The 20997-nt window shown below is 60.5% G+C and carries 19 protein-coding genes and 1 riboswitch; of the genes, 12 read left to right on the forward strand and 7 right to left on the reverse strand.

Going from position 1 to position 20997, the window contains the following annotated elements:
* Positions 1-4: 4 nt before the first annotated feature.
* From N2600_RS11890 to N2600_RS11900, 3 genes are read left to right on the forward strand one after another with little or no spacing between them, the layout of a single operon-like run.
* Positions 5-1141, forward strand: coding sequence for an ABC transporter substrate-binding protein (locus N2600_RS11890; protein WP_260298798.1), 1137 nt, complete (start codon positions 5-7; stop codon positions 1139-1141).
* Positions 1142-1147: 6 nt separating this feature from the next.
* The gene (locus N2600_RS11895) at positions 1148-2218 is read left to right on the forward strand and encodes a FecCD family ABC transporter permease (protein ID WP_260298799.1); all 1071 of its coding nucleotides are present in this window, start codon (positions 1148-1150) and stop codon (positions 2216-2218) included.
* On the forward strand, positions 2212-2964 hold the full coding sequence (locus N2600_RS11900) for an ABC transporter ATP-binding protein (RefSeq protein ID WP_260298800.1): 753 nt from the start codon (positions 2212-2214) through the stop codon (positions 2962-2964). The genes N2600_RS11895 and N2600_RS11900 overlap by 7 nt, the downstream gene beginning before the upstream one ends.
* Before the next feature lie 20 nt (positions 2965-2984).
* Here the strand turns inward: N2600_RS11900 and N2600_RS11905 are convergent, their stop codons facing one another.
* From N2600_RS11905 to N2600_RS11920, 4 genes are all read right to left on the reverse strand, one after another.
* On the reverse strand, positions 2985-3935 hold the full coding sequence (locus tag N2600_RS11905) for a sugar-binding transcriptional regulator (RefSeq protein ID WP_017964577.1): 951 nt from the start codon (positions 3933-3935) through the stop codon (positions 2985-2987).
* A 21-nt stretch (positions 3936-3956) separates the two neighbouring features.
* A complete protein-coding gene (locus tag N2600_RS11910) occupies positions 3957-5423 on the reverse strand; it encodes an FGGY family carbohydrate kinase (RefSeq protein ID WP_260298801.1) in 1467 nt (488 codons plus the stop codon).
* A gap of 122 nt (positions 5424-5545) precedes the next feature.
* On the reverse strand, positions 5546-6502 hold the full coding sequence (locus N2600_RS11915) for a transketolase family protein (protein WP_260298802.1): 957 nt from the start codon (positions 6500-6502) through the stop codon (positions 5546-5548).
* On the reverse strand, positions 6502-7311 hold the full coding sequence (locus tag N2600_RS11920; RefSeq protein WP_260298803.1) for a transketolase: 810 nt from the start codon (positions 7309-7311) through the stop codon (positions 6502-6504). Before N2600_RS11920 ends, N2600_RS11915 begins: the two co-directional genes overlap by 1 nt.
* 209 nt (positions 7312-7520) lie before the next feature.
* Between N2600_RS11920 and N2600_RS11925 the strand changes: the two genes are divergently transcribed.
* The 6 genes from N2600_RS11925 (at position 7521) to ribB (ending at position 14050) form a co-directional block, all read left to right on the forward strand.
* Positions 7521-8501: an ABC transporter permease gene (locus N2600_RS11925; RefSeq protein ID WP_017964581.1), complete on the forward strand. Its 981-nt coding sequence runs from the start codon at positions 7521-7523 to the stop codon at positions 8499-8501.
* Positions 8502-8618: 117 nt separating this feature from the next.
* A complete protein-coding gene (locus N2600_RS11930; RefSeq protein ID WP_170261055.1) occupies positions 8619-9548 on the forward strand; it encodes a sugar ABC transporter substrate-binding protein in 930 nt (309 codons plus the stop codon).
* 29 nt (positions 9549-9577) lie between these two features.
* Positions 9578-11056, forward strand: coding sequence for a sugar ABC transporter ATP-binding protein (locus N2600_RS11935; protein ID WP_170282214.1), 1479 nt, complete (start codon positions 9578-9580; stop codon positions 11054-11056).
* A 22-nt stretch (positions 11057-11078) separates the two neighbouring features.
* Positions 11079-11867 carry an SDR family oxidoreductase gene (locus tag N2600_RS11940; RefSeq protein ID WP_260298804.1) on the forward strand — a complete coding sequence of 263 codons (789 nt, stop codon included), beginning with the start codon at positions 11079-11081 and terminating at the stop codon, positions 11865-11867.
* 263 nt (positions 11868-12130) lie between these two features.
* Positions 12131-12913, forward strand: coding sequence for a glucose 1-dehydrogenase (locus N2600_RS11945; RefSeq protein ID WP_260298805.1), 783 nt, complete (start codon positions 12131-12133; stop codon positions 12911-12913).
* A gap of 176 nt (positions 12914-13089) precedes the next feature.
* Positions 13090-13288, forward strand: a riboswitch (FMN riboswitch).
* A 126-nt stretch (positions 13289-13414) separates the two neighbouring features.
* Positions 13415-14050, forward strand: a complete 636-nt coding sequence (gene ribB, locus N2600_RS11950; protein ID WP_162117736.1) for a 3,4-dihydroxy-2-butanone-4-phosphate synthase — start codon at positions 13415-13417, stop codon at positions 14048-14050.
* An 85-nt stretch (positions 14051-14135) separates the two neighbouring features.
* Here the strand turns inward: ribB and N2600_RS11955 are convergent, their stop codons facing one another.
* A complete protein-coding gene (locus tag N2600_RS11955; RefSeq protein ID WP_162117735.1) occupies positions 14136-14903 on the reverse strand; it encodes an SDR family oxidoreductase in 768 nt (255 codons plus the stop codon).
* 337 nt (positions 14904-15240) lie between these two features.
* Here N2600_RS11955 and N2600_RS11960 point away from each other — a divergent pair, with 337 nt between their 5' ends.
* The 3 genes from N2600_RS11960 to mobB are packed head-to-tail and all read left to right on the forward strand — an operon-like array spanning position 15241 to position 17322.
* A complete protein-coding gene (locus N2600_RS11960; protein ID WP_260298806.1) occupies positions 15241-16149 on the forward strand; it encodes a DMT family transporter in 909 nt (302 codons plus the stop codon).
* 25 nt (positions 16150-16174) lie between these two features.
* Positions 16175-16804: a molybdenum cofactor guanylyltransferase MobA gene (gene mobA, locus N2600_RS11965; RefSeq protein WP_020486094.1), complete on the forward strand. Its 630-nt coding sequence runs from the start codon at positions 16175-16177 to the stop codon at positions 16802-16804.
* The gene (mobB, locus tag N2600_RS11970; protein WP_017964590.1) at positions 16801-17322 is read left to right on the forward strand and encodes a molybdopterin-guanine dinucleotide biosynthesis protein B; all 522 of its coding nucleotides are present in this window, start codon (positions 16801-16803) and stop codon (positions 17320-17322) included. Before mobA ends, mobB begins: the two co-directional genes overlap by 4 nt.
* Here mobB and N2600_RS11975 read toward each other — a convergent pair.
* Positions 17254-19422 (reverse strand): hybrid sensor histidine kinase/response regulator, encoded by a 2169-nt coding sequence (locus tag N2600_RS11975; protein ID WP_260298834.1) that lies wholly within the window; start codon positions 19420-19422, stop codon positions 17254-17256. The genes mobB and N2600_RS11975 overlap by 69 nt on opposite strands.
* Positions 19397-20908, reverse strand: coding sequence for an ATPase domain-containing protein (locus tag N2600_RS11980; RefSeq protein ID WP_017964592.1), 1512 nt, complete (start codon positions 20906-20908; stop codon positions 19397-19399). The genes N2600_RS11975 and N2600_RS11980 overlap by 26 nt, the downstream gene beginning before the upstream one ends.
* Positions 20909-20997 lie beyond the last annotated feature (89 nt).

Here is a 20997-nt window from a genome sequence, read left to right on the forward strand (position 1 = left end):
CCAGATGAATTTCGTGAAAATGCTCGCAGTTTCCGCAGCTGCGATTGCCGGCTTGATGCCGCTTTCGGCCTGGGCGCAATCCTTCACGGTCAAGGATGTCGCGGGCCGCGAAGTGACCTTCGACAAGCCGGTCGAGCGTGTGATCCTAGGGGAAGGTCGCATGCTCTATGCCGTAGCACCCATCGAGAAGGAAGATCCCTTCGCCAAGATCGTCGGCTGGCGCAACGATCTCTGGACCACCGACAAGGACGGTTTTAACGCCTATGTCGAGAAGTTCCCCAAGGGCAAGGACCTGCCCTTCCTCGGCAACCTGACGGACGGCACGCTGCAGACCGAGACGGTCGTCAAGCTGCATCCCGACGTGCTGCTGCTGCCGATCGGCAACAAGACGGCGGCCGACGAGGTGAAGCTCGAGGAGATGCTCAGCGGCATCGGCGTGAAGATCGTCTATATCGATTTCCGCGAGCACATTCTCGCCAACACCGAGCCGAGCCTGAAGATCCTCGGCCAGATCTTCGGCCATGAGGACCGCGCCGAAGCCGTCGCCAGCTTCTGGAAAGAGCAGATGGCCCGCGTCACCGACAGACTGAAGGCGGCCAATCCGCCAAAGCCGAATGTGTTCATGTACCGCGCCGCCGGCCTCGTGGAATGCTGCGGCACCTTCGGTCCCGATAATTTCGGCCTGATGGTCGATTGGGCTGGCGGCCACAATCTCGGCTCCGATTTCCTGCCGGGCTATACCGGCTCGATCAATGCCGAGCAGGTTGTCGCCTCCAATCCCGATGTCATCGTCGTCACCGGCTCCAACTGGAGCCAGACCAAGAATGCCAAGGATTATGTGAATGTCGGCCCGAATGCCGTCGCCACCTTTGACGACAGCCGCAAGTCGCTGAACACGCTGATGGAAAACCCTGCTTTTACCGGCTCCAGGGCGGTTGCCGGCGGCAATGTCCATGCGATCTGGCACCAGTTCTATACCAGCCCCTATCAGTTCGTTGCCGTTCAGCAACTGGCCAAGTGGTTTCATCCCAACCTCTTTGCCGATCTCGATCCGGATGCCACCTTCAAGGAATTCCACGAAAAATTCCTGCCGGTCGCCTACCAGCCGGGTTACTGGGTCGACGCCAAGGCGGGTCGGTAATCCGAAATGGCAGAGATCGCCGCACTATCGATCGAAGCCGAAGCTGGGAGGGAGCGCTACCGTGCCCTCGCCCGGCGCAAGCTGCTGATCCTCGCCACCATGACGACAGCACTCTGCCTGTCCGTTGCCGTCGATCTCGCCTGGGGCCCGGCCCGCTACAGCCTAAGTGAGGTCGTGGCCGCCCTCCTCGACCCCTCCTCCGTTTCGGATCAGGTGCGGGCCGTCGTCTGGGACATCCGCATGCCGGTTGCGGTGATGGCGATCGTCGTCGGCGCCTCGCTCTCCGTCGCCGGCGCACAGATGCAGACGATCCTCGCCAATCCGCTCGCCAGCCCCTTCACCCTCGGCATTTCGGCGGCGGCAAGCTTTGGCGCAGCGCTGGCGATCGTCACCAGCGTTCCGCTTCTGCCTGTTGCAGCCGGCCTGCTCGTGCCGGTCAATGCCTTCATCATGGCGCTGATCGCCACGCTCTTCATCCATTTCGTCTCGCAGGCCCGCGGCGTCTCGGTGCAGACGGTGGTGCTGCTCGGCATTGCCCTCGTTTTCACCTTCAATGCGGCCCTCGCCTTCCTGCAATATCTCGCCTCAGAACAGGCGCTGTCGGCCGTCGTCTTCTGGACGATGGGCAGCCTCACCAAGGCCACATGGCCGAAAATCTGGGTGACGCTCGCCGTCTTGCTGATCGCGTTGCCGCTCTTTGCCCGCAACGCCTGGGCGCTGACGGCGATCCGGCTTGGCGAGGACAAGGCCGCAAGCTTCGGCGTCAATGTCCGCCGCATCCGGCTGCAGACCATGCTGGTGGTCTCGCTGCTTGCCGCAGTCCCCGTCAGCTTCGTCGGCACCATCGGTTTCGTCGGCCTGGTCGGGCCGCATATATCACGCATGATTCTTGGCGAGGATCAGCGCTTTTTTCTGCCGGGCTCGATCCTGTCGGGCGCGCTATTGATGTCGCAGACCTCGATCGTCTCGAAGTCGATCATCCCCGGCGTCATCTTTCCGATCGGCATCATCACCGCACTGGTCGGCGTGCCCTTCTTCTTCTCGCTCATCCTCTCGAACAGGAGCCGGTCATGGTAGCGCTTCAGTTGCAATCGGTCGGCGCCTATCACGGCCGCAAACTCTTCGTCGAAGACGTGACGACGCCAATGATGACATCGGGCGAGGTCGTCGCGGTGATCGGCCCGAACGCCGCCGGCAAGTCGACGCTCTTCAAGCGCATCACCGGTCTGCTCAAAGGGCCGGGCCATGTCGTCGTCGAAGGATCGAAAACGAAAAACGCCATCAGCTACATGCCGCAGGATACCTCGGCCAACGCGGTGCTGACGGTCTACGAATCCATCCTGCTCGCCCGCAAGCAGGGTCAGTCCTGGGCCGTCAGCGACAGCGACCTGCGCTTCATCGACGAGGTCATGAAGGCGCTTGATATGTCAGCCATCGCCTTCCGCGATCTCGGCGCGCTTTCCGGTGGCCAGCGCCAGCTCGTCTCGATCGCCCAGGCGCTGGTCCGCGAACCCGAGATCATGCTGATGGACGAACCCACAAGCGCGCTCGACCTCCACCGCCAGGTCGAGGTCCTCGACTTCATGCGCCGACAGGCCCGCGCCAAGGGCATGATCGTGCTGATCGCCATCCACGATCTTAACCAGGCACTGCGCTTTGCCGACAAGGTCCTCGTCATCGCCAACGGTCGCATGCACGCCTGCGGCACCCCAAGGGATGTCGTCACCGCCGAGATGCTGCGCGAGATCTACAGGGTCGAGGCCCGGGTCGAGAAATGCTCGATGGAGTACGACCATGTGATTGTGGATGGGACGGCGCATTGAGGCTGGCAACAGTCTGCTCGTCAGCTAATCAATCGCTGCGCGGTAAACTTGTCCGTAACAAGCATGTCGATGACTCCCACGCGGAGCGCCCCTGCAATCGCGTCGGTCTTTTTGGACCCGCCGGCAAGAGCAATGACCCGGTCCACTCGTTCGAGATCCTCAAGTGGAAGGCCTATGACTCGGTCGTCCAGGGGTGTCTTGACCGGCTTGCCGTTTTTATCGAAGAAGCGAAGGGAGATATCGCCGACGGCTCCCGCTTCCGCGAGATCAGACAGTTCGCGGGACGAAAAGATGTTGCCGGACCGTGCGAGAAGTTCGGACGGTTCGACTGCTCCGATTCCGACTATCGCAAGCGTTATGCTGCCGAACAGGTCAATCGTCTCGCGGACGAACGGGTCGGCCTGCATCAGAAGCTTTGCCTCTCTGGACGAGGTAACGCCCTGCACGGGAAGCAGTTTCGGCTCGGCGCCGGTCAGCCGTGCAAGCCGCGTGGTAAGCTGCGTCGCATGCGTCTGCACTGAAGGATCCCCCATGCCTCCAAGGGTCTGGACGACGTATTTCGCCTGAGCGCTCTTCTGAGGATGAATGTTCTCGACCATCTTGAAAATGGTCTGGCTCCAACTCGAAACGCCGATGATCTCCCCTGGCGCAAGGGTCACCTCCAAGAGATGAGCCGCTGCCTCGCCGATACGGGCCATGATCGCTCCGTCCCGATCTTCCGTGCACTCAACGACGATCGCCTCCGGCAGATCGTATTTCTCGCGAAGCGCGCCCTCGAGCTCGCTGTAGGTGCCGGCGGGAGGGATCACGCTGGTTCGCACGATATCTTCGGCCTCGGCACGCTTAAGCATGCGCGACACCGTCGCCTGCGACAGGCGAAGGTGCTGTGCGATCTCCGCCTGTCGCCGTCCCTCCATATGGTACATCTGGGCGACCCTTGAAATCAGGCGGAGTTCGTTAAGGCGAGTCATCGCTATTCCCAGAGTGAATTTTTATTCACCTTTAGCCTTTGTTTCGCGGACCGTCGAGCGGGCAAGCGCATCATTCCAGGTATCGAGAAGCAGCGCGCGATCCACGGGTTGCGGCTCAATGATCTCAGTGTTTCGCGGCAACTCCGCGACGGTCTGAAGATCGCTCCATAGGCCGAGCGAAAGCCCCGCCAGGTAAGCAGCGCCCAAAGCTGACGCCTCGGGTGCTTCGCATTGGATCACCGGATGTTCGATGAGGTTCGAGACACACTGCATCAGAAAGCGGTTCTGGCTCGGTCCGCCATCCACATAGAGCGCGCCAAGCGCGCCGCCGCTCTGTGCCCGCATGGCCGCGATCACGTCATGCACCTGAAAAGCGATGGAGTCTGTGACCGACCGAGCCATTTGCGCACGTGTCGTATTGAAGTTGATCTGGGAGAACAGAGCACGGACGTCGGACTTCCAATAGGGTGCGCCCAGTCCCACGAATGCCGGCACGAAGCCAGGTCCGCCCGGCTCAGCGCTCGCCGCAAGTTCGACAAGGGCCGCCACATCCGCCAAGCCGAGAATCTCCGCCATCCAGGGAAGACTGGCGGCGCAGACGAGAATATTGCCTTCGAAAGCGAAAGTCGGCTTTCCCTCGATACGCCATGCGACGGTGGTTGTGACGCCGTTGCGTGGGGGAATGAATCGCGGCAGCGTCGTCATGACCGAAGAGCCGGTTCCAAAGGTCACCTTTCCGTCGCCCGGCTTGAATGCTCCATGACCGAACAGGGCTGCGTGGCTGTCTCCGATCGCCGCCATGATCGGAGTGCCATCCGGCACCCCAGGCAATCCTTGCGTTCGGCCGAAATCGGCAGAACTGTCGAGCACCTTGGGCAAGAGCGCGATATCGACGCCGAAGATCTCGCCAAGTTCATCGCTCCATCTCTGCTCCTGGAGATCGAACAACTGGCTCCTGGCGGCATTGGAAGCGTCGCAAACATGCCGACGCCCGCCGGTCAGGCAGTGGACGAGCCAACTGTCGACCGTTCCCAGCCGCACCGATCGCCCGGCCGGAATACGGTCGAGCAGCCATCGGAATTTCGAACCCGGAAACATCGGATCCAATGGCAGGCCTGTGAGCGCCTGCACACGGTCAAGGTGGCCTTCGGCAATGAGACGCTCGCAATCCTGTGCCGTACGACGGCACTGCCAGCTTACCACCGGTCCAAGCGCGTCTCCCGTTTTGGCGTCCCAGGCAGTGACAGATTCGCGCTGGTTGGAAATGGCCACCGCCTCGATAGCCACATCGGGACTGGCCTTCAGGCAGGCGTCGATCGCTTCGCGGACCGATGCGTAGAGCCTGCGTGGGTCTTGTTCGACCCAACCAGGCTTCGGATAGGAAATGCCGACAGCAGCCGAACCTCTGCCGACGATTTCTCCGTTTTCGGAAACCAGAACTGCCTTTGAATTGGTCGTACCCTGGTCGATTGCCAGAATTGCCCGCATTCTATCCTCCCCAGATCAGGTGGCGGCCGAGGCGACAAAAAGCGTCCCGGCTAGAGCAATTCCAGGAAAAGTGCCAAGCGGTTTTCCGTCCGGAATTGCATAAGAACAAAAGTCGCGCGATTTTACTTGCGCCTGATCAACGACTGCGCGGCGTCGGCGATTGCGGACGGCGCCATTCCGAATTCGTCGAGCAGAAACTCTGCCGAACCGGTCGGGGCATAGACCCCGGGAACTCCGAGACGTTTCATCGGGACCGGGGCATTGTCGACCACCACTTCGGCTACCGCGGAACCGAGCCCGCCAAAGATCGAATGCTCTTCGGCTGTGACGATCGCTCCGGTTTCCTTCGCCGCTGCTATGATAGCCTCCTCGTCGATCGGACGAACCGTTGCAAGATTGAGCACCCTGGCGTTGATGCCGCGGTCTGCGAGGATCTCGGCAGCCTTCAAGATGCGATGAGTCAAAGTGCCATTGGCGATAAGGGTGACGTCGGAACCCTGGCGAAGGAGATTTGCCTTGCCGAGTTCGAACTTGTGACCCTCCGGAAGGAGATCCGGCACACCCACACGAGACAGACGCAGAAAACAGGGGCCGTTGTAGGCCGCGGCCCACTCAACCGCAGCAGCCGTTTCGATGCGGTCACAAGGCGCAATGACCGGAAGATTAGGCAGAACCCGCAGCCAGGCGAAGTCTTCGATCGAGTGATGGGTCGGGCCGAGTTCGCCATACGCCATTCCGGAAGAAATGCCGACCAGTTTGACGTTGGCATTCGAATACGAAATATCGGCCTTGATCTGCTCCAGCGACCGTCCCGTGAGAAACGGAGCGGCGGCGCACACGAATGGAAGGCGTCCGCCGTTGGCGAGGCCTGCTCCAACCCCCACCATGTTCTGCTCTGCGATGCCGACATTGACGAGGCGCTCTGCATACTTCGCCTTGAAGCCGCCGAGCTTGGAGGAACCCACGGAGTCGTTGCAGACGGCAACGATGGTTTCGTTTTCGGCTGCCAGCCGGTCAAGCGTAGCAGCGAATGCGTCGCGGCAATCGTAGAGCTTGGGTGGGTTTATTGGCGCATTCATTACAGTGCCTCCGACAATTCTGCCAACGCAATTTCGTATTGTTCCTTACTCGGTACCTTGTGGTGCCAGTCGACCCGGTCCTGCATGAACGATATTCCATGGCCCTTGTTGGTATGGGCAACGATGCAATGCGGTCTTGACCCGCGGTGTTCGAGAGCCGGAACGATTTCGCTCATATTGTTTCCGTTGATTTCGCTAACTTCCCAATCGAACGCTTCAAGCTTCGGACGAAGCGGGGCGAGATCGTTGGTTTCGGCCAGGGCAGCGCCCTGCTGGAACCTGTTGTGATCGATGATCAACGTCAAGTTATCGAGCTTGAACTGAGCTGCCGCCATGATCGCTTCCCAGTTTGAGCCCTCCTGCATCTCACCGTCGCCGGTGACGACATAGGTGCGATATTTCGCGCCTGAGAGCTTGGCGGCTATCGCCATTCCTACTGCGACCGGAAGACCGTGGCCGAGCGGCCCGGTATTCGTTTCGACGCCAGGAACCTTGTTGCAATTTGGATGCCCGTTCAGCCTCGAATGCGGCTTCAAGAAGGAGGAAATCTCATCCTCCGCGATGAAGCCGCGTTTTGCGAGCGTTACATACAGCGCGCATGCCGTATGCCCCTTAGAAAGAACGAACCTGTCGCGGTCGGGATGTTTGGGCTGATCCGGCCAGACATTCAGCACACGAAAATAGAGAGCCGTCAAAATGTCGATGACCGACATCTCGCCGCCAATATGGCCGGCGCCCGCTTCAAAGACCGCCTGGAGATCGCGCAATCGGACCTGGCGGGCGATGCGCTCAAGTTCTCTCAGATCCATAAATTCCTCCGTGCATAAATATTCAATTATCAATATTTTTGCACAACAAGCCGATTAGTCAAGCCCCTTAAGACGCTCCTAAGAGCACATGCCCGAAGAAAGCTTATTGACAGCCGGATAGCAAGTTGTTAATGAATTTTCCAGCAGGCATGAATAATTATTCTACCCTGAGCAAATATCGGATACAAGCCTACGCATAGGGAGGAGCAATGGTGGCGCTCGATATCAATGAACAGAGGCTTTCGTCCGGAGCTTGGCTGAGCAAGCTCAAGGGAGCTACCGGCCCCCTCGTCGGACTGCTCGCACTGTGCGTCTTTCTGAGCCTCAGCACAGATACGTTTCTTTCGGTTCGAAACGGCCTCAACATCCTCGACCAGATCACTGTTCTCGGCATCATGGCGGTGGGAATGACGTTCGTCATCCTGATCGGCGGCATCGATCTTTCCGTCGGCTCGGCACTCGCGCTCGCGATGATGGTCATGGGCTGGACCGCCAACGTCGCCGGCCTACCGCTGCCCGTCGGGATCGCTTTTGCTCTCATCGCCTCAGCGGTATCAGGCCTGATCGTAGGACTTCTGGTGACGCAGTTCCGGGTTCCAGCCTTTATTGCCACTCTTGCGATGATGTCCGCGGCTCGCGGCGTTGCAAACATGATCACGGACGGTCAGCAGATCGTCGGATTCCCCGACTGGTTCATGATGCTAGCCATCGATCGCCATTTCGGCATCATGACTGCCACGGTATTCCTCATGCTTGCGGTTGTTCTTGCCGCGTGGCTTTTCCTGCACTTCCGGTCCGAAGGTCGCATGCTCTATGCGGTGGGCGGAAACGCCGAAGTCGCGCGCCTGGCTGGTATCAACGTCCCGCTCGTGACGATAGCCGTCTATGTCGTCAGTGCCGTCCTTGCGGGGCTCGCAGGCATCGTGCTCGCCGCACGGCTGGATTCCGTCCAGCCGTCCAGTGGTCTGGGCTATGAACTGGACACCATCGCTGCGGTCGTCATCGGCGGGACTTCGCTCTCCGGCGGCGCGGGCGGCATCGGTGGAACGCTGATCGGCGTTCTTATCATCGGTGTGCTTCGCAACGGTCTCAACCTTCTCAACGTCTCGCCGTTCCTGCAGCAGGTGATCATCGGCATCGTCATCGTGCTCGCGGTCGGCGCAGAGACTATTCGTCGGCGTCGCGCCTGACGAGCGGGGTCCGCCGCGTTGGCAGACCCGGAATTCCGCCCCAAAATTTGGGGCGGATCAATACCCCGAGGGGGAGGACATACCCGAGGGTTCCATCAAACAACGGAGGAAAATATAATGAAAATAGCGCGCACCATGCTCGCGTCCGCTGCACTGCTCGGCCTCACGCTCGGCCCCGTACACGCGGCGGAACTGAAGAAGCTCGGCCTGGCCGTTGCCAACCTTCAGGCAAACTTTTTCAACCAGATCAAGCAATCGGTCGAAGCCGAAGCCAAGAAGCGCGGCATCGAAGTCATCACCGTCGACGCGAAGGGCGACGGGCCGACGCAGGTCAACCAGATCCAGGATCTTCTGACCCAGAAAATCGACGCGCTGATCTACATTCCGGCCGGCGCGGCGGCTGCGACCGTTCCGGTCAAACTCGCAAAGAGCGCCGGTATTCCGGTCGTGAACGTCGACCGCAACGCCGAGGGAGCACCCGGCGATACCTTCCTTGCAACGGATTCCGTCGCGTCTGCCAAGGCCGTCTGCGACTACATCCTGAAGGAAGCCGGCGGCAAGGGGAAGATGGTCATCATCCACGGCCAGAAGGGCACGACGCCGGAAGTCGACCGCTCGAAGGGCTGCGCTGAATCTCTCAAGGCATATCCGGACGTCAAGGTTGTCGCCGAACAGTTCTCAAACATCTGGAGCCAGGACGAAGGCTTCCAGATCATGCAGAATATGCTGCAGGCAAATCCTGACGTTTCCATCGTGTTCGCGCAGGCCGACGGCCTCGCACTTGGCGCCGCCCAGGCGATCAAGGTCGCCAATCCGTCGCAGAAGATCGTGGTCGGCGGCTTCGATGGCGACACAGCGGCTCTCGAAGCGCTGAGCAAGGGCGTCTTCAACGTAACGGCGACACAGCAGACGCAGAAGATGGGCCGCGATGCGGTCGAAAATGCCGCCAAGCTTGTCGCCGGAGAAAAAGTACCGCCGGTGCAGCTTATGGACGCCACGCTGACAACCAAGGAAAACGTCGCAGGCTTCATCGCCAGCCATCCGTAATGAAGTCGAGGTCTTGAGGAGGTGTGCCAATGACTGATCCCGTTCTTTCCCTGAGGGGCATATCCAAATGGTATGGGCCACTCCAGGTTCTGAAGGATGTCAGCTTGGACGTTTACCCCGGCGAAGTGGTTGCACTTCTCGGTGAAAACGGAGCGGGCAAGTCGACGTTGTCGGGCATCATTGCCGGGTCACGCTCGCCCTCCGAAGGATCAATGACATGGCTGGGGCAGCCTTATGCCCCGGCCACTCCAAGGGAAGCCATCGACAAGGGCGTTGTCCTGATACATCAGGAACTGCAGCTGCTGCCGCAGCTGTCGATCGCGGAAAACGTCTTCATCGGACGCTGGCCGATGAAGAACGGCGTCGTCGACCGCGCCCAGATGGTTCGCCGGGCCCAGGACCAGCTCGCTCGCTTGAACCTTCGCATTCCTGCAACGCGGACGGTCGCCGGCCTTTCCACGGCGAATCAGCAACTCATCGAGATCGCCAAGGCGCTGGCTCTCAACGCAAAACTCCTGATCCTCGATGAGCCGACAGCCGCCCTTGGCGGAGCGGAGACGGAAGCTCTCTTCGAACAGGTTCGGAAGCTTCGCTCAGAAGGCGTCGGCATCGTCTATATTTCCCACCGCATGGAAGAGATCAAGCAGATAACCGACCGGATCGTCGTTCTTCGTGACGGCGAGCGGGTGCAGGAATTCTCCGACAGCGCCACCCCGGTGCGAACGATTGTCGAGAGCATGGTCGGGCGCCCGCTTGACCGCTTGTTCCCTACCCTGCCGGTTCCGACAGATCGTCCGGTACTCCAGGTGTCCGGGTTGAGCTCGCCGGACAACGCGTTCCGTAACGTTACCTTCGAGGTCCGCGCCGGGGAAATTCTGGGCATCGCCGGATTGGTCGGCGCCGGCCGCACCGAACTGGTGCGTGCGATTTCGGGAGCAGATCCAATCAGTGCTGGTTCGATCAAGCTGGAAGGCGAGGAACTGAGGCTGCGCGATCCGGCGGACGCGATCGCCAAGGGTATCGTGATGGTTCCGGAAGACCGCAAGGAGCAGGGCCTGATCGTCGGGCACCGGATCAGCGAGAACATTATCTATGCCAATCTTGACAAACTCGGCGGCGGTTGGATCACGCCGCGCGTCAAACGCTCCTTTGCAGAAAAAGCAGTTGCCAAGTTCGGCGTAAAGGGCCGTGCTGAACAGTACGCCTCGGACCTGTCCGGCGGCAATCAGCAGAAGGTCGTGATCGCGAAGTGGCTCATGCGCGATCCCAAGGTCGTCGTGCTCGACGAACCGACGAGGGGCATCGACGTCGGCGCCCGAGCGGGCATCTACGACATCATCGTCAATCTTGCCAAACAGGGCGTCGCGGTCATCGTCGTAAGCTCTGACCTCGAAGAAGTTCTTGGAGTCTCCAATCGCATTCTCGTGCTTGCGCAAGGCAAGCAGGCGGGGATTCTCAATCGTGACCAGGCAAACGACGTTTCGGTCATGGAGCTAGCGACCATCTAAACAGACAGAGAAAGGAAGAGCGGTGTCCGACATCACTCTGAACGCCCCGAAGCTTTTCGATCTCAGCGGCCAGGTTGCCATCGTTACCGGAGCCGGCAGCGGCATTGGTCAGCACATTGCCATCGGCCTTGCGCAATGCGGCGCCGACGTGGCGCTGCTCGACCGCCGAACCGACGACGGACTGGTCAAGACGGCTGAACATATTCGCGCCGCCGGTCGCCGCTCGATCCAGATCGCGGCGGATGTCACGAGCAAATCTTCCCTTGGAGAGGCCGTAGCACGGACCGAAGCGGATCTCGGCGCGCTGACGCTTGCTGTGAACGCTGCAGGCATCGCTAACGCGAACCCGGCGGAAGAGATGGAGGAGGACCAATATCAGACGTTGATGGATATCAACCTCAAAGGCATCTTTCTTTCCTGCCAGGCCGAGGCCCGCGCCATGCTGAAGAACGGACGCGGCTCCATCGTGAACATCGCCTCTATGTCGGGTGTGATCGTAAACCGGGGGCTGAACCAAGCGCACTATAACGCCTCCAAGGCGGGCGTGATCCATATGTCGAAGTCTATGGCGATGGAATGGGTCGACCGCGGCATTCGCGTCAACACCATCTCCCCCGGATACACGGCAACGCCCATGAACACCCGCCCGGAGATGGTCCACCAGACCAAGCTCTTCGAAGAGCAGACGCCGATGCAGCGCATGGCAACAGTCGACGAGATGGTCGGTCCGGCTGTGTTCCTGCTGTCGAATGCGGCAAGTTTCGTGACCGGCGTCGATCTTCTCGTCGACGGCGGTTTCTGCTGCTGGTGATGAGAAAGCTCATTACCGCCGCTGGAAAGTGACCGGTCTCGCTTCCTCCCTAGCTGAGATCGAGGCGCTGAAGGGACTAACGGGTATGACGGCGTGCGATATCGTCGTCTGCCCGCCCTTCGCGCTGATCGAACGGAATGAGGGCTCGGGCCGTCATCGGCGCTCAAGACTGCCTGAATTCGCGACAAGCGGTTGAGATCCAATAATGATCGCACGGTAGGTCGCACCCAGATTTGCTGTTTATCGATGGACAAGGAAAGAGCATGAAACGCTTTGAGCAGAAGACCGTCGTCATTACCGGGGGTAGCCGCGGCATCGGCGCCGCCATCGCTAGACGATTTGCGCGCGAGGGCGCCAATCTCGTCGTCTCGGCCAACGAGGACCTGGTTCACGGCGTTGCCGAACAGATCCGGGCCGAAGGCGGCAAGGCGATCTCCTTCATCGGCGACGTCACCGACAAGGCGAGCGTCACCGCCCTCTACGATGCCGCCGAGAGGGAATTCGGCTCGGTCGACGTCTCGATCCAGAATGCCGGCGTCATCACCATTGCCCGCATCGAGGATCTGACCGAAAATGAGTGGGACAAGGTCATGGCCGTCAACACCAAGGGGGTCTTCCTGTGCGCCCAGGAGGCGATATCAAGAATGCGCAAGCACAAGCGCGGCGGCCGCATCATCAACACCGCTTCCGGCCAGGCCCGTGACGGCTTCATCTACACGCCGCATTACGCCGCCTCGAAAATGGGGGTCGTCGGCATCACCCAGAGCCTGGCCAAGGAAGTCGCGACCGAGAAGATCACGGTCAACGCCTTCTGCCCCGGCATCATCGAGACCGACATGTGGGCCTATAACGACCAGGCCTGGGGCAAGCTGCTCGGCAACTACGCTCCCGGCGAATTGATGAAGGAATGGGTCGAGGGCATCCCGATGAAACGGGCCGGCTCCGGCGAAGACGTCGCCGGCCTGGTGACCTTCCTCGCCAGCGAGGATGCCGCCTATATCACCGGCCAGACGATCAATGTCGACGGTGGCCTGATCATGTCCTGATGCAGGTCGGCTAAAAGTGTGCAGCGGTTTTGGCACAACGACATGCATGGAACAAGCGCGGAAGGCGACACGGTCGTCGCCTCCGTGTGAACAGTGTGTCCATCGGCGTTAGGGCAGCTTTGCATTTTTGCCGGTCGAGTGACCTTGCCACCGGCCTGTTTTTGATCCTATCTTTGCAATGTTCTCAGGGCGGGGTGTAATTCCCCACCGGCGGTATCAGGAGCAATCTTGGAGCCCGCGAGCGCTTCCGGCACTACAGCACCGCGCGTCTTTCAGACGCGTAAAGGACGCTGCAGCACTTTGAATTGCCTGAAGGTCAGCAGATCCGGTGAGATGCCGGAGCCGACGGTATAGTCCGGATGGAAGAGGACAACACGGGCAGTCGTACTCCCTCCCGGAGTCGGCTGACGTTTGTTCGCCCAAGGGAAGAAGGCTCGCTCACGGATTGAGCCGAGCAGACCATGTCAGCCCGCTGACATAACCCTTGAAAGGCCAGACAGCATGACTATCGCAAGAATTGAAGATGCCATATCAGCCATTGCCCGTGGTGAGATGGTCGTCGTCGTCGACGACCAGGACAGGGAAAACGAGGGCGATATCGTGGTCGCCGCCCAAGCGGTCACACCTGAAACAATCGCCTTCATGATGACCCATGCTCGCGGACTCGTCTGCATCGCCATGGAAGGCGAGCGTCTCGATGCGCTCGATATCCCGCTGATGGTGCCCAACAATACGGAATCGCACAAAACCGCCTTCACGGTCTCGGTCGACTATCTCAAGGGCACAACGACCGGCATCTCGGCAGCCGATCGCGCCGCGACTGTCCGCGCCCTGGTCGACGATCGCACAAAGCCCTCCGATTTCGCTCGCCCCGGCCATATCTTCCCGTTGCGCGCCAACCCCCGCGGCGTGCTCGGCCGTCCAGGCCACACCGAAGCTGCCGTCGATCTCGCCCGCCTCGCCGGAAAGACCCCGGCCGGCGTCATCTGCGAAGTCGCCAATGACGACGGAACCATGTCGCGGCTCCCCGACCTCATCCTTTTTGCAAAACGCCATAACCTCCTGCTCGTCACCATCGAGGATCTGGTTGCCTATCTCGAACGCCAGGCGGCAAAAGACGTCCGCGAAGTCGCCTGATCGATGCCTTTGTTGCGGCGGCATAGGCCGCCGCAACAAAGAACGTGCCGCAGTGATGACTCTGACGGCACTTCGTTTGTCCGCCTCAAGTCCGGCTGATCGAAACCCCGCCATCCGCCAGCATCGCCGTGCCGGTCACGAAGCTCGACATGTCGGAGGCCAGGAAGAGCGCTGCATTGGCGATCTCTTTGGGTTGCGCCATGCGTTTCAGCGCATGCAGTCCCACCACGAAGGCGAGCAGTTCCGGCGTGGCGTCCGGCGCGTTGGTGATGCTCATTGGCGTGTCTGTGCCGCCGGGCAGCAGTGCGTTGACGCGAACGTTCTGCCTCCCGAGTTCGGCGGCGAGCACCTGCACGAGGCCGATAAGCCCCGCCTTGCCGGCGGCATAAGCGGCCATGCCCGGCATTCCGGCGGTGTGGCCGACGAAAGTCGAGGTGAAGATCAGCGATCCCCCGCGCGCTCCCATTGCCGCCGCCTGGTGCTTGGCGCCGAGGAAGGCGGCGGTGAGGTTGGTCTCGATCGTCTCGCGCCATGCCTCCAGCGAAAGCCCTGTCACCGGCCCCATCTCGCCAATGACGCCGGCATTGTTGAAGGCGATATCGAGCCCGCCGAAGCGCGAGACCGCCGTCTCGACAAGCCTTGCCTGCAGCGCCTCGTCCCTGACATCGCCTGATATGGCGACGGCCTGCCCGCCTTCCGCCTCGATTTCGGCAATGACGGCATCAAGCGCGTCCTGTCGCCGGCCGGTGACCACGAGCTTGGCGCCTTCCCACGCAAAGAGTTTCGCCGCCGCGCGGCCGATGCCGGAGCTTGCGCCGGTGATGATGGCGATCTTGCCATTCAGAAGTGTCATGTCGGTTTCTCCTTCGTTTTGCGGCATCTGAGATCTCAAACATCAGGCGATGCAGCCACCCGTTTCCCGCGCAGGAAAAGAAAAACCGCTTACGACCGACGATGTCGGTCTGAGCGTCAGCCACCGCGGGACAGGTTTGAACCTTGATCGCTGCGCTGGAAGTATCGGAATTCACCTTATCAAACGGTGATTTGTCGCGATCTCCACCGACGCGCCTGCGTCGACGTCAGCACCATTGTGCACCGCATCATCGATTTATGCTTTGTGTGACATTCATCCGATTCCCTTGATGAATCTTCGCGATTAAAAGGAGCGCACAGGTAACGGGAATCTCTTCATGCCGCGGTCACGCAATACTGAGGGCGCCATCTGTATGAGCATGGCGATGGCCGGCTTTTCTGCAAGCGACGCTCTGTCCAAATCGGTGATCGCCTATATGAACGCCGGCGAGATCATGTTCCTGCGCGGCCTCTTCACCAGCCTGCTTGTCTATCTGATCGCCTGGAAAATGGGCGCGCTGCGTTCCTGGCGCATCATGCTAGAGCCGATGATCATCTTCAGGATCATCTGCGAGACGCTTTCCGCCGTCACCTATATCACCGCGCTCGGCATGATGCCGATCGCCAATGCCTCGGCGATCCTGCAATCGCTGCCGTTGGTCGTCACCTTCGGTGCGGCGCTCTTCTTCAGCGAGCCGGTCGGTTGGCGGCGCTGGTCGGCGATCCTCGTCGGCCTCGTCGGCGTGATGATCATCATCCGCCCCGGCCCTGAGGGATTCACTGCCGCCGCCCTCCTCTGCGTCGCCGCCGTGTTGACGACGGCCGGCCGCGATCTCGCCACCCGGAGCATCAGTCCGGAGATTCCCTCGCTGATGATAACCGTCATCACAGCCATATCAGCCTCGTTCTTCGGCGCGCTCCTCATCCCGGTGCTCGGCGGCTGGCAGCCGGTCAGCGCTAACGCCCTTGGGCATCTCGTGCTCGCATCGGTGCTGGTGCTCGTCGGCTACCAGTCGGTCATCCTCGCCATGCGCACCGGCGAAATCTCCTTCGTCGCGCCATTCCGCTATACCAGCCTGATCTTCTCCTCTCTGCTCGGCTTCATTTTCTTCGCCGAAGTGCCTGACAGCTGGACGCTCGTCGGGGCTGCGATCGTCATCGCCTCCGGCCTCTATACATTCTATCGTGAGGCTAAGCGCCGTGTGTCGCCGATTGCGCAGGAATCCGCGCCGCGCGCGCCCGTCTGAAGCAGATGATGGCTGAGGAAGGATGATGGCTGAATTCTCGTTGGATAAATCTCACATAGCAGGCGTCGTGCTGGCCGGCGGCCGCTCGCAGCGCATGGGCCGCGACAAGGCAGGCGTGATGCTTGGGACCGAGAGCCTGCTCCGCCATGTGTTGACCCGGCTCTCGCAGCAGGCCTTGCTCGTTGCCGTCAATGCCGATGCCGCCGCCGGGGACGTGCCTGTCGTTCCCGACCGTTTTCCCGGCAAGGCCGGGCCGATGGCCGGCATCCATGCGGCGATGGCCTATGCCGCCGGCCTTCCCTCGATCACCCATGTCGTGACGGTCTCGGTCGATTGCCCGTTCTTCCCGGCCGATCTCGTCGCCCGGCTTACCGCAGCGGTCGAACACCCCTCGCAAATCGCCATTGCCGTCTCCGAGGGCCGCAGCCATCCCGTCTTCGGGCTTTGGCCGGTGACGCTGGCCGCCGATCTCGAGGCCTGGATCGCCAGCGACGAGAAGCGGCGTGTGCGTGACTTCCTGTTACGGCATGACGTAACGGAAGTGGCGTTCCCGCTGCATCCGACTCGTGCCAGCCTGCTCGATCCCTTCTTCAACATCAACACGCCCGACGATCTCGTCGAGGCGGAACGCTGGCTGGAGGCCCTTCGCGGATGACCGCACCGAAAATCTTCGGCATCGCCGGCTGGAAGAACTCGGGCAAGACGGGTCTCGCCGTCCGGCTGGTGACGGAGTTCACCCGCCGCGGCTACAGGATCTCGACGATCAAGCACGCCCATCATGATTTCGACATCGACAAGGTCGGGGCCGACAGCTACCGCCACCGCCAGGCCGGCGCCCACGAGGTCGCCATCGTCTCCGGCACCCGCTACGCCATCATGCACGAGCTGCGCGGCGCGCCTGAACCTCAGTTCGAGGAGATCCTCGCCCGCCTCGCCCCCTGCGACCTCGTGCTGATCGAAGGCTACAAGCGTGAGCCGATCCCGAAGATCGAGGCCCGCCGCCTGGAGGCCGCCAATCGCGAACCGCTGGCGCCGAGCGATCCCCATATCTGCGCCATCGCCGCCGATCATGCCGTAATCGATACGGCCCTGCCGGTCTTCGATCTAGACGACACAGGCGCCATCGCCGATTTCATCACTGACATCGTTGGCCTTGGACAGGCGAGGCTTTGAACCACCTGCGTCGCCGCCGCCGGATCTAGGAAGCGGAGCCGTTTCGCGTGCCATCGCCTTGGCGATTTCCTTGGCGAGCTGAGCCTGATTATAGGGCTTTGCCAATCTCGGTAGATCGATATCGGTGCCAGAGGGAAGATCGGCGTAACCTGTCGCCAGCACGATCGGCAACGCCGGATAAATGTCCCGCGCGGCCTGGGCAAGCTGCGCGCCGGTCATACCAGGCATCGAATAGTCAGAGATGACAAGGTCGAAATGCTGACCGCTGCTGATCAGGTCCAGTGCCTGCGAGCCGGAATTTGCTTCGACGACCTCGTGGCCGAGATCTTCAAGCATGTCGACCGAACTCATGGCGATCAAGGCGTCGTCATCGACCAAGAGGATCTTCAGTCTGGATGCGGCTTGCTCAACAGTCACCTCCGACTCGGCCAGCACCTCTGTTCGCCAGGCCGTCGCCGGAAGCCACAATTCCGCAGTCGTTCCCACCCCAAGCTCGCTTGTCAGACGAAGTGCGCCATTGAGCTGAACGGCAAGTCCATGGATCATCGATAAGCCCAGGCCCGTGCCCTTTCCGAGTTCCTTGGTCGAGAAGAACGGATCGACGGCCTTCTTCAGGGTCTCCGCGTCCATGCCGGTGCCGCAGTCGGCCACCGCCAAAACAAGATAGGGGCCCTCGCCGAGATCACCCTTATCGCCGGCAACATTTTCCTCGCGCAGCGAGATGGACAGCGTCCCTCCGTCCGGCATCGCATCGCGGGCATTGACCGCCAGGTTGAGCAGCGCCAATTCGAGCTGGTTCGCATCGACCAGTGCCGGCGGCAGGCTTGTCGGCACATTGATTTCGATGCTGATCGAGGATCCAACCGAGCGCCGCAGCAGGTCTTTCATGCCGGAGACCAGCTCGGTCAGATCGACGGGCTTGACCTGCAGATCCTGCTGTCTGGCAAAAGCCAGCAGCCGTTGCGTCAACGCCGCCCCGCGCCGCGCCCCCTGAAGCGCCCCATCGACCAGACGCGTCGCCTTGGCATCTCCGACAACATGCTTGCCGAGCAGCTCCAGATTTCCAAGAACGACCATTAGCAGATTGTTGAAATCGTGGGCAACGCCGCCGGTCAACTGGCCGATCGCCTCCATCTTTTGCGATTGGCGAAGCTGCTCCTCGGCCCTTTCACGCTGGGCGACTTCCTCGAGCAGCGTTTGGTGAGCGGCGTTAACTTCTTTGGTCCGTTCCCGCACACGCTCTTCGAGGTTTTCATTGAGCCGTCTTAGATTTTCCTCGATGGTCTTGCGGGCGGTAGTATCGGAGCAGACGCCGACGAGTTTCCTGGCGGAACCATATCTGTCGGAATAGAGCTGCGCATGGACCTCGGTCCAATGCAGCGATCCATCCGGCCAGATCGTCCTGTGCTCGATCGAATAGTCACGTCCAGTATCAATCGTCCGGCGCAGGCGTTCCAGCACAAGATCCCGGTCGTCGGGGTGGATGCTTGCGATGAGGTCGTCGCGTGTGACGTCCTCATCCGGACTGCGGCCGAAAACCGCTTTGCAGGTGGCCGAGGCTGATAAGGCCATCGAGGATAGCTCCAGCTCCCACGCCCCAAGACGACCGGCTGCAAGCGCCGTCTGCAGCCGTCGCTCGCCCTCGGCCAAAGCCTCGAGCTGAGCTCGAGCCTCATATTGGCGCAGGCGCCCTTTTAATGCGGTCCGCGCAATACTGATGAAGGAGGTCGCATGGAACGGCCTTTCCAGGAAGGTGACATTGCCGAGAACCTCGGAAAGCCTCGCAGCGGCCGGATTTCGTTCAGGCCCGCCGCCGCGCGTGGTAAGCACGATGAATGGCAGATCCGACCAGCTTGGCTGGGCGGACACCCAGGCGGCAATCGGCTTCAAATCGCTCCAGCGAACGGCCTCTTCGGTCAGCACGCCAAGTGCGATGTCATCTTTCAGTGAAGAGGCAAAGACATTCAGGTCGGCAGCCGCAATCGATGATAGGCCGGCTTCTTCGATTAGCGATACCGCCACCTGGGCATCGCGTCCGGCGGGAGCATAGATCAATGCTTTCGGCTTTACGGAGTTAGGAATTGCCGCGACCCCCGCCATCAGTCGATAGGAGTGGCTCTGCGCCGGTAACAAATTCGGGAACGCCGCGAAGCACACCTTGGAACCCGACCAGAGGATCCCCGAACGTCAGCCCGGAACTGTTGATACGATACTCTCGGATTGTATCCTCATGCAGCCCAGTTCTCTTCTTGATCACCGAGACCGCTCGCCGCACCTTCCCCGCAGCCTCGAAGTAGCGCAGCAGTATGACTGTGTCCGCAAGATAGGTCACGTCGACAGGCGCCTTCATGTCGCCGACAAGCCCATGCTGTGCAACGGTAAGGAAGGTATTGGCGCCTTGCCTGTTCAAATATTGAAGCAACTCATGCATGTGAAGGATCAGCGAATTTTCATCCGGCATGGATGCTTGATAGCCGTTGATGCTATCGATGATGACGGTCTTGGCATTCGACTCGTCCACGCACTCGCGCACGCGATGCGCGAATTCACCTGGTGACAGTTCAGCGGCGTCGAGCTGTTCAATGTGAATTAGGCCGCTGCTCCTGAGCGTCTCGAGATCGATTCCGAGCGCCTTGAGCCGCGTAAAAAGCAGGCCAAGCTCTTCGTCGAAGATGAAGGCCGCCGCTCTCTCGCCACGCGCAACAGCCGCGACCAAGAATTGGAATGAGAAAGTACTCTTACCGGTACCGGATGGACCGAGGATAAGCGTACTGGAACCTCTCTCCAACCCACCGCCTAATAGGAGGTCCAGTTCCGGAATATTTGAGGATAACTCGTCGCGGACATAACTCGAGCGATGTTCGGCGGCGACGAGACGTGGAAAGACAACGACGCCGCCAGTTTGAATGGTGAAATCGTGGAAACCGCCGCGGAAAGCTTGCCCACGGTATTTCGTGATCCTGAGGCGGCGGCGCTCAGCGCCATAGCTCGGCGCCATCTCCTCAAGATGGATGACTCCGTGAACGACGCTATGCACAGTTTTATCAAGCACGTCGGACGTCAGATCATCGAGCAAAAGGACTGTCGCCCCCTGCCGGGCAAAGTAGTGTTTGAGCGCAAGGATCTGGCGGCGGTAGCGCAGCGAGCTTTGAGCTAGAAGCCTTATCTCCGACAGGCTGTCGAGAACCACGCGACTTGGCTTAATCCGCTCGAAAGCGGCAAAGATCTCCTTTGTCGTCTCTCCGAGTTCTAGGTCTGATGAATAAAGCAGGCTCTGCTGCTGGTCGGCATCCAGCAGGCTTTCCGGAGGCACGACCTCGAAGACCTCGATATTGCCGTCGATCACCATGCCGTGCGATGCGGCACCGGCGCGGAGTTCACTCTCGGTTTCGGAAAGGGTGACGTAGAGCCCCTGCTCGCCAAGCCGCGCACCCTCGATCAGGAACTGCAGCGCAATCGTTGTCTTGCCCGCCCCTGGATTTCCCTCCAGGAGAAACACGTGCCCTGGCGAAAGGCCCCCTGCCAGAATTGTGTCCAAACCGGACACTCCAGTCCGGGCTTTCATGGCAGGTATCGCAGTATTCATTCATTGTTTCCTTCGGTTTATACCGGGAATTAGTGGCGACCGACGGAATGTCAAATAGTCAAGCTCGTATGATCCCGACGTGCTGATCC

It is taken from the genome of Rhizobium sp. WSM1274, from assembly GCF_025200775.1.
Classification (GTDB): Bacteria; Pseudomonadota; Alphaproteobacteria; order Rhizobiales; family Rhizobiaceae; genus Rhizobium; species Rhizobium leguminosarum_I.